Source organism: Hymenobacter profundi (assembly GCF_019334315.1).
Lineage (GTDB): Bacteria > Bacteroidota > Bacteroidia > Cytophagales > Hymenobacteraceae > Hymenobacter > Hymenobacter profundi.
Window position 1 is genome coordinate 36,085 of record NZ_JAHWGL010000032.1, and the last position, 8,266, is coordinate 44,350.

Here is an 8,266-nt window from a genome sequence, read left to right on the forward strand (position 1 = left end):
GCGTGAGAAGGTCCTTCGCTCTGCTCAGGATGACAGAGGGGGTAGGCTAACAACGCCTGTCGTTCTGGCGTGATAAGGTCCTTCGCAAGCTCAGGATGACAGACAATTTCTAACTCACAATTCCACAACCTCACCCTTCCCTACTCCACCCCAAACCGCCGCAAGTCGGCCTCTATCTGCTGGTCCCAGCGCTGCTGGGCGGCGGCGTTGGTGCCGTGGTGGGTTTCGGCGTCGTACCGTTCCTGAATGCGATTCATTTCCATGAAGGAGCGCAGGTACTGGCGCTGTAGGATGCTGTTGTAGTCCTCCACGGTGAGGCTGTCGGCGGTGGCGGAGCGGCGGAAGCGCTCGGCCACCAGCTTCACCAAGTCGAAGTGGCGCTGCTCGTGAGCCAGGTAGTAGGCGTTTTTGCCAGGGCCTACCCAGGAGGAGCTACGCACCACAAAGATTTGCAGCGTAATATCCAGCTCTAGCACGCCGTTGCGCAGGCGGGGTTTGCCCTGGTAGGAAAACCCTGGAAACACGGCCGCCGCATAGATGCCCGCCCGCGGTGGCCCTGTAAAATCCGACCAGCGCAGGGGCCGCGCCGGGTCGTAAAACAAGGTATCAGACTCGGTTTGGCGTTGGTCGTAGCGGAAGGAAGGTTGCACGCGGGTAGCCAGGCGCGCGTCTTGCTCGGCGGCTTGCAGCAACCACCTGTTGAGGTAGCGTAGCCCACCTGCTAGCACCTGCCTAAGGGCCGGCTCTACTACCGCCGCATCTGTAGCTAGGCGGCCGTAGCGGGCACCACTGCGGTACTCCGTGAGCAGCAACGGCGCGGCATCGGGCCGGAGCCAGTCGAAGGCCAACTGCACTTGTACCTCACCCTCCACGCGCCCACCTGGCACGGCCTTTTCCGTGATGCGTAGTGTGCGGATACGCACCCGAACCGGGCGCGTGCCCGGCTGGGTTGGTATGCTTTGGGCGGCAAACTGCTGCAAAGCCGCCTCAGCTCCGCCCTGCAAATCGGTTGGGCGCGGCGCGGCCGGGTTGGTACCTGGTGCAGGCAGGAGCCATGCTACGGCCCGGCGCTCGGGCCGCTCGTCGCGCACCTGCGCTACCCGGAAGGTAGGCGGCTGCAAGGCCAATGGTTCGGCGCGCAATGTCAGTGGCTTGTCGGGTAGGCTGCCTGCCGTCAGGGGCCATATCAGCAGCCACCGGTAGCCTTGCCGGAAGAAGGCGGATAGACGGAAAAGTGTAGACACATCAGCCAGACACACTTAGGCATCGGGTTTGTTCCCCGGTGTATTAACATCTCATTATCTGATATTTGTCTTACAGGATGATGATTGACCCTGTTTGCAGTGTTGAGTTGCTCGACTCATACGCTGGGCAATGTAGTTGTTGCTAGGAGAAGCTTCCGTGTACCTATGTTGCATCATGTATACAGTACACGAATGCTATGTGCAATGAACAACCTGATGAGGAAGCCAAATCAATGCTTCTTCTTGTAGCTTTATCATTTACAGCACTATACCGAGTGTAAATTTTAGATGGAGATGGGTTGTAACTCTACCTTCTCGTAGGTCGTGCTATCTTAATAGACGGCCTATCCACTGCATTGTCTACCGATCCTGGACGCATCTAAAAATATTTTGCAACATTTGTGCAAAAGAGGCGTTGTTTACGACACCCTCCGAACAAACAGCGCTTTCTTCTGCGCGTTTCGCTGCCTGCATGCTTTCTCTACGCTCTTTCATCGCCTATTTCCTCCTCATCTGCTTCGTGCGGGTGATGGTACCGGATACGTGGCTGTTGGCGTTGCATGCGCATGAGCACACGGTGCACGAGGCAACGCATAAAAAGGCCTCATCGATTTCGGCGCAGCACCAGCATTGCAGTGTCGACCAGTTTTACAACGTTCCGTTTCAGCTCTCGGCAACAAGCGTAGTCTTTGCCAGCGGCGTTACGCACGCACCTCATTGGATGATGCCGCGCCAGTCTGTGTGGAGCCAGGCCCTACCGACTATTCGTCATCTGCGCGGCCCTCCGGCAGCTTAATGGGCGTAATACACTTCGCCCACTGCGCCTGTTTTTGCTCGCCTTTTCTGCCTGCACTATAGGGCTTAAGCTACCGTAGTAGCTCTGCTCGGGTAGGCAGCCGCTTGCTGGTCTACTGACCAATTCGAGAAACTATTTCCTTGCGCAACGCTTCTGCGCAGCATAGCTACGTCGCTTAGTATGTAGCTAATCATCAGCCTCTTGCCTTTCGACATACACGGCTGACTGATCGAATAATCCCTCTCTTTCATGTTGTTTCGCTTTGTAGCGGTCTTGCTGATGGCAGGATTGTGCCTGGGCTTTGTGCATACTAGCACGGCTCAGAACGGGTGCAACCTGCCGCTGGCGGGCCGCATCACCGACCACGAGTCGCGGCAGGGGCTGGCGGGGGCTACCGTGATTGTGCAGCCCGGCCAGCAGGCCACCCAGACCGACGCCGACGGTAATTTTCATTTTCACGTGTGCCCCGGCACTTACCAGCTGGAGGTGCGCTTCATTGGCTACGCTACCGAACGGGCTGAGGTGCGCATGAACAGTGCGGCCGTGCGCAACTTCCAGCTCCACCCCGATGCCGTGACGCTGCGCGGCGCCACCGTGCGCGGCGAGCGGGTGCAGGCGCCCCTACCCCAAGCCAGCGGCTCGCTAACGGGCCAGGCCCTGCAACAGACGCGTGGCCAAGCTCTGGGCGAAGCCCTCGAGAAGCTCCCCGGCGTGGCTGCCATTCAGACTGGCCCCAGCATTTTCAAACCTATGATTCATGGGCTGCACTCCAACCGCGTGGCGATTATGAACAACGGCGTACGGCAAGAAGGGCAGCAGTGGGGGCAGGAACACGGCCCAGAAATCGACCCATTCATTGCTTCCGACCTGACGGTGGTGAAGGGCGCCGCCAGCGTCCGCTACGGCACCGATGCCGTGGGCGGAGTGGTGCTGGTGCAGCCCAAAGCCTTGCGCGATTCGGCCGGCATTGGGGCCGATGTGAACTTGGTGGGTATGTCGAACAACGGGCTAGGGGCTGTTTCGGCGGCGGTTGATGGTAACCTGCGCCGCCTACCCTCCCTGAGCTGGCGCCTACAAGGCACCCTGAAGCAAGCCGGCAACACCCGCACGCCCGACTATCGCCTCGACAACACCGGTTTCCGGGAGCACAACTTCTCGGCGGCCGTGGGCTGGCGGAAGGACACGTACGGCCTCGAAGCCTTCTACAGTCAGTTCAACTCCCGCCTAGGTATTCTGAGCAGCGCCATTGTGGGCAACCGAGCCGATCTGGAAGCCGCCATTGCCCGCGGCCGCCCCGCCATAGACCCCGATTTCACCTACCAGATCAACCGGCCCTACCAGCAGCTTCAGCACGATCTGGCCAAGCTAACCGGCTTCGTGAAAACCGGCAACGGCGGCCGGCTGACGGCCACGGTGGCCAACCAGCGCGACTACCGCGACGAGTACGATGTCATTCGATCTTCGAGTGATGCAGGCCGCCGCAACCTGCCTCAGCTCAGCTACCAGAACTACACCACCACCGCCGATGTGGTGTGGGAACACCCTACCCTGGGCAACTTTCGGGGTAGCGTGGGCTTGAGCGGTACTTACCAGTTCAACCGCTATGCGGGCGGCACGCGGCAGTTTATCCCGTTCTACACCAACCGCACGGCGGGCGCATTCGTGATTGAGCGGTGGCAGCACGAGCGCCTACTCCTGGAAGCCGGCCTGCGCCTCGACCACCGCGACCTGCGCACCCGCCGCCTCACCCGTGGCTTCGCTACCGACTCCAGCTCCTATTATGGCGTAGAGCGCAACCGCTTCCAGTTCTGGACGCCTTCAGCCTCCGTAGGGGCCGTGTATGATGCCAACGTGCATCTCACGCTGCGCGCCGACGCGGCTTTGGTGCAGCGTGCCCCAGCTGCCAACGAGCGGTACTCGCAGGGCGTGCACGGCGGCATTTATGAGGAGGGGTACGACATTTCACGGCCGGCCGGTACGCCACCTCTTCAACCCGAAACGTCGTATAACCTGGGTGTAACGGCTACCCTGCATGACAATCCGCGCCTGAACGGGGAGCTGACGGTGTATCAGAACATCATCGACGGCTACATCTACCAGGTGATAGGCGAGCCGATTACGACCATTCAGGGCTCTTTCCTACCGTGGCGCTTTCAGCAAACCGATGCCGTGTTTCGCGGCGTAGACGCTACTCTTGACTACCAATTGGCCGCCAACTGGCTGCTCAACGGCAAAGCGGCCGTGATTCGGGCGCGCAACCGTACCCTCAACGACTACCTCATCTACGTGCCCGCCGACCGGTTTGAACTGTCAGTGCGGCGCGACTGGGCTGGCCAGAAGGCCGCCCGGGCCAATCAGTTTTTTGCGTTGGTACGGGGCACGGCCGTGCGCCGGCAAACGCGCGTGCCCGGCGCCGAGTATGACCCACAACCTGCCCCCGATGGCTACGGCTTGCTGGGCGCCGAGGTAGGTGCTACCCTACGTCTGGGCAGCACGCCTGTGGAGGTGAGCCTAGCCGGCTCCAACCTGCTCAACGAGCGGTACCGCGACTATCTAAACCGCTTCCGCTACTTCGCCGACGACATGGGCCGCAACGTGACGCTACGCGTGCACCTCCCCTTGAATTTCAGCCCTAACTAAGTATTTCATTCACTTTTTCCATTTCCATTTTTTCACATGAAGACTTCACTTTTCCGTCCCTTTGCTGCCGCGCTTCTGCTGGCTACCCCCATGTTCTTTGCCTCGTGCAGCGACGACAGCGACCCAGAGCCTGAAGATGACAACGAATTCATCACCACCATTCGCTACAAACTCACGCCCACCAGTGGCACGGGTCAAGCCGTAACAGCTGAGTGGAAAGACCTAGATGGTGCCGGTGGTGCAGCCCCTACCATCACTGGCCTCGCGCTGGCGCCAAATACCTCCTACACAGGTACTATCTCTTTTCTCGATGAGACGAAAACTCCTGCTGACGACATCACTGAGGAAGTGCGGGAGGAGAACTACGAGCACTTGGTGATATACACGCCAAATCCAGCAACTGGTCTCATGAACATTACGCGCACTGATAAAGACAAAAACAATCTGGAAGTGGGATTGACGACCAATGTGCAAACCGGAACGACAAATAGCGGTAATCTGACTATTCAGCTACGTCACCAGCCTGGCACTAAAAACGGTACCGCGGCCCCTGGCTCCGACGATGCCAACGTAACCTTCCCCGTTACACTGCGCTAACACTCTGTTGATCAATATTCTGTTCACAACATACATCTCTAATGCAAAAGCGCCGGCTAGTAGCCGGCGCTTTTGTTTTTTCACTTGATTACCAACCTTACCTATTCCCAAATGCTGTTTGCCTCGGTCAGAATAATCGGCTTGTCATCCGTAATCACAATGGTGTGTTCGTGCTGAGCCACGAAGCTGCCGTCTTTGGTTACCAGCGTCCACCCATCACTGGTTTGGTGCGCTATGGAGGCACGGGTAGAAATAAACGTTTCCACGGCTACCACCGAATTCTTCTTGAAGCGCTTCAGGTTGTACCGGTCGTAGTAGCAGGGTATTTCCTTGGGCTCCTCGTGCAGGCTGCGCCCAACACCGTGTCCCACTAGGTTTTTGATAACCCGAAAGCCTGCTTTGCGCGCTTCACCTTCTATCAGCCCGCCGATATCGGCAATGCGTACGCCGCCGCGGATGCGGCTGAGGGCCGTGCGCAAAATCTGCCGGGAAGCATCTACCAAGGGCTGGTGCTGGTGAATATCGGTACCTAGCACGAAGGAGCCGCCATTGTCGGCCCAGTAGCCCCCTAGCTCCGCCGATACGTCGACGTTTACCAAATCGCCTTCCTGTAGCACTTTGCGAACCGACGGAATGCCGTGCGCTACCTCGTTGTTCACGCTGATGCACGTCCAGCCCGGAAACCCATACGCAAGCCGTGGGGCCGACTTCGCCCCTAATGACGTCAGCAAACGGCCACCGTACTCGTCCAGCTCTTTGGTCGTCATGCCCGGCTGGGCGTAGGCGCGCATTTGCTTGAGGGTAATGCCAACGGCTTCGCTGATGCGCTGTAGGCCAACTAAGTCTGCTTGGGAGGTGATGGACATAGAATAAAGGGGGTTGACTTTCTGATATGGGCCGGCGTTGCCTGATTAACACCGGGAAAGCGGCGGCGGTTTAGGCTAAAAGCCTGTTATATATCCAACCGCCTACGGGCTTGCATTCTACCCACAGCAGAGACAAACCCTGAATAAATCAAAAGCCCGGTAACAGACTGGTTTAAAGTCTACTACCGGGCTTTTGCTTGGCGCTCCCTCCTGGGCTCGAACCAGGGACCCTCTGATTAACAGTCAGATGCTCTAACCGGCTGAGCTAAGGAAGCGGTTATGGCGACGTTTATCTGTCGTTGCGGGTGCAATATTAGGGTAGATTCCCGCTTTTTGCAAATCCTGATGCAAAAAAACTTAGATAAATTTTCTAGTTATTGATGCTCAGTAAATTACCTGACACGTTGGTAGTATAGCGCCGTAGCGGCCGCGTGGCCGGGCCGGCCAGCACCTGCCCTTGCAGGTCGAAACGGGAGCCGCAGCACGAATCGACCAGAAACAGGCGCGACGAAGGATCAATGCTGACGCGGGCGCAGGCATTTTGGGGTTGGTAAGGGCAGGTGCGCTCAAAGGCAGTGTACGTGCCGCCGGGCTGTCGCACCACAATCAGCCCGCGCAGTCCCCCGGCGTGCGTCACGGCCCCGTTGTCGAAGAGCAGGTTGGCGTTTTCCTGGTTTCTCAGGTTCAGCAACTCGTTCACGATGGCGTAGGGAATCTGTGGGCTGGGGTCGTTGCTACTGTTGGAGCCGCAGCCCAGCAGCACTTGGCTCAGGAAAAGAACGAGGGCCAGCAACGCCCGGCTGGTAGTGGTAGACAGCATACAAGGGTAGCAAATAGAAGATGATAACGCCCAAAACGAAAGAACGCCCCGGTTAAGTCCCCAAGACGTTCTTTTTATTATTTCAACTGACTCTGTGCCGATGCCTACGCACCCTCAAATTGCCGCAGGAACCGCATGTCGTTTTCCGTGAACAGGCGCAGGTCTTTGATCTGATATTTGAGCATCGTAATGCGCTCGATGCCCATGCCCCAAGCGTAGCCGGAGTAGCGCTCGGGGTCGATACCGGACTGCTGGAGCACGGCGGGGTCTACCATGCCGCAGCCGCCGATTTCCACCCAGCCGCTACCCTTGCAGATGTTGCAGCCCTTGCCCTTGCATATCAGGCAGGTGATGTCGATTTCGGCGGAGGGCTCGGTGAAGGGGAAGAACGAAGGCCGGAAGCGGATCTGAATGTCCTCCCCGAACATCTCCTGCACGAAGTAATACACGGTCTGCTTGAGGTCGGCAAAGCTTACGCCTTCGTCAATAAAAATGCCTTCTACCTGATGAAACATCATGTGCGCCCGCGCCGAAATGGCCTCGTTGCGATACACGCGGCCGGGCATGATGCTACGGATGGGCGGCTGCTGGCTTTCCATCACGCGCACCTGCACCGTGCTGGTGTGCGTGCGCAGGAGGTGAGACGGTGAAGTGGCAGACGAGCTTTCATCATTCGCCAGCTCACCATTTTCTAAATGCGCAGGCGGAGCGGTAGGGGCGATAAAAAACGTGTCCTGCATGTCCCGCGCCGGGTGGTTTTCGGGGAAGTTGAGGGCCGTGAAGTTGTGCCAGTCGTCCTCAATTTCGGGTCCCTCGGCCACGTTGAAGCCGATGCGGGAGAAGATGCGCACCATCTCCTCGCGCACTAGGCTCAGGGGGTGGCGCGTGCCCAGAGCCTGGGGCACGGGGGGTAGGGTGTAGTCGAAGGTAGGGTCGGCGGGGGCATTGTTTTGGGCTGCCTCCAGCTGCTCGCGCCGCTCATCGAACTTCTGCTGAGCGAATTGCTTGAGCTGGTTCAGCTCCTGGCCCACAGCCCGGCGCTGCTCCTGGGGCACGGTTTTGAGCTGATCGAATAGATCGGCCAGCTGGCCTTTGCGGCCGGTGAAAGCAATGCGAAACTGCTCCAGCTGCTCGGGGCTGGTGATGTCGTACGCATCCATGTCGGCGCGCAGCCGCGTGATATTCTCCTGCATCATACCGCAAAGGTACAGGGGAAATGGTGAGATGGTGAAATGGTGAGGTTGTGAAGTGGTGAATCAGAAAACGGGTGTCATCCTGAGCGCAGCGAAGGACCCTCTCACGC

General features: G+C 58.5%; 7 protein-coding genes and 1 tRNA gene. 3 read left to right on the top strand and 5 right to left on the bottom strand.

Annotated features, from left to right (window positions below):
* Positions 1-140 precede the first annotated feature (140 nt).
* Positions 141-1,244 (bottom strand): hypothetical protein, encoded by a 1,104-nt coding sequence (locus KYK14_RS09750; protein ID WP_219158675.1) that lies wholly within the window; start codon positions 1,242-1,244, stop codon positions 141-143.
* 472 nt (positions 1,245-1,716) lie between these two features.
* Here KYK14_RS09750 and KYK14_RS09755 point away from each other — a divergent pair, with 472 nt between their 5' ends.
* The 3 genes from KYK14_RS09755 to KYK14_RS09765 all read left to right on the top strand — a co-directional run bounded on the left by KYK14_RS09755 (position 1,717) and on the right by KYK14_RS09765 (position 5,277).
* The gene (locus KYK14_RS09755) at positions 1,717-2,040 is read left to right on the top strand and encodes a hypothetical protein (RefSeq protein WP_219158676.1); all 324 of its coding nucleotides are present in this window, start codon (positions 1,717-1,719) and stop codon (positions 2,038-2,040) included.
* A 249-nt stretch (positions 2,041-2,289) separates the two neighbouring features.
* Complete coding sequence (locus tag KYK14_RS09760) at positions 2,290-4,680, top strand: TonB-dependent receptor (protein WP_219158677.1); 2,391 nt, start codon at positions 2,290-2,292, stop codon at positions 4,678-4,680.
* A gap of 36 nt (positions 4,681-4,716) precedes the next feature.
* Positions 4,717-5,277, top strand: coding sequence for a hypothetical protein (locus tag KYK14_RS09765; RefSeq protein ID WP_208306821.1), 561 nt, complete (start codon positions 4,717-4,719; stop codon positions 5,275-5,277).
* Positions 5,278-5,378: 101 nt separating this feature from the next.
* Here the strand turns inward: KYK14_RS09765 and map are convergent, their stop codons facing one another.
* The 4 genes from map to pheS all read right to left on the bottom strand — a co-directional run bounded on the left by map (position 5,379) and on the right by pheS (position 8,156).
* A complete protein-coding gene (gene map, locus KYK14_RS09770) occupies positions 5,379-6,143 on the bottom strand; it encodes a type I methionyl aminopeptidase (RefSeq protein ID WP_185281772.1) in 765 nt (254 codons plus the stop codon).
* Between the two features lie 198 nt (positions 6,144-6,341).
* Positions 6,342-6,418, bottom strand: a tRNA-Asn gene (locus tag KYK14_RS09775).
* 95 nt (positions 6,419-6,513) lie between these two features.
* Entirely contained in the window at positions 6,514-6,963 is a 450-nt protein-coding gene (locus KYK14_RS09780) for a QcrA and Rieske domain-containing protein (protein WP_185281773.1), read from the bottom strand.
* A 104-nt stretch (positions 6,964-7,067) separates the two neighbouring features.
* Positions 7,068-8,156 carry a phenylalanine--tRNA ligase subunit alpha gene (gene pheS, locus KYK14_RS09785; protein ID WP_219158679.1) on the bottom strand — a complete coding sequence of 363 codons (1,089 nt, stop codon included), beginning with the start codon at positions 8,154-8,156 and terminating at the stop codon, positions 7,068-7,070.
* Between the last annotated feature and the right edge of the window lie 110 nt (positions 8,157-8,266).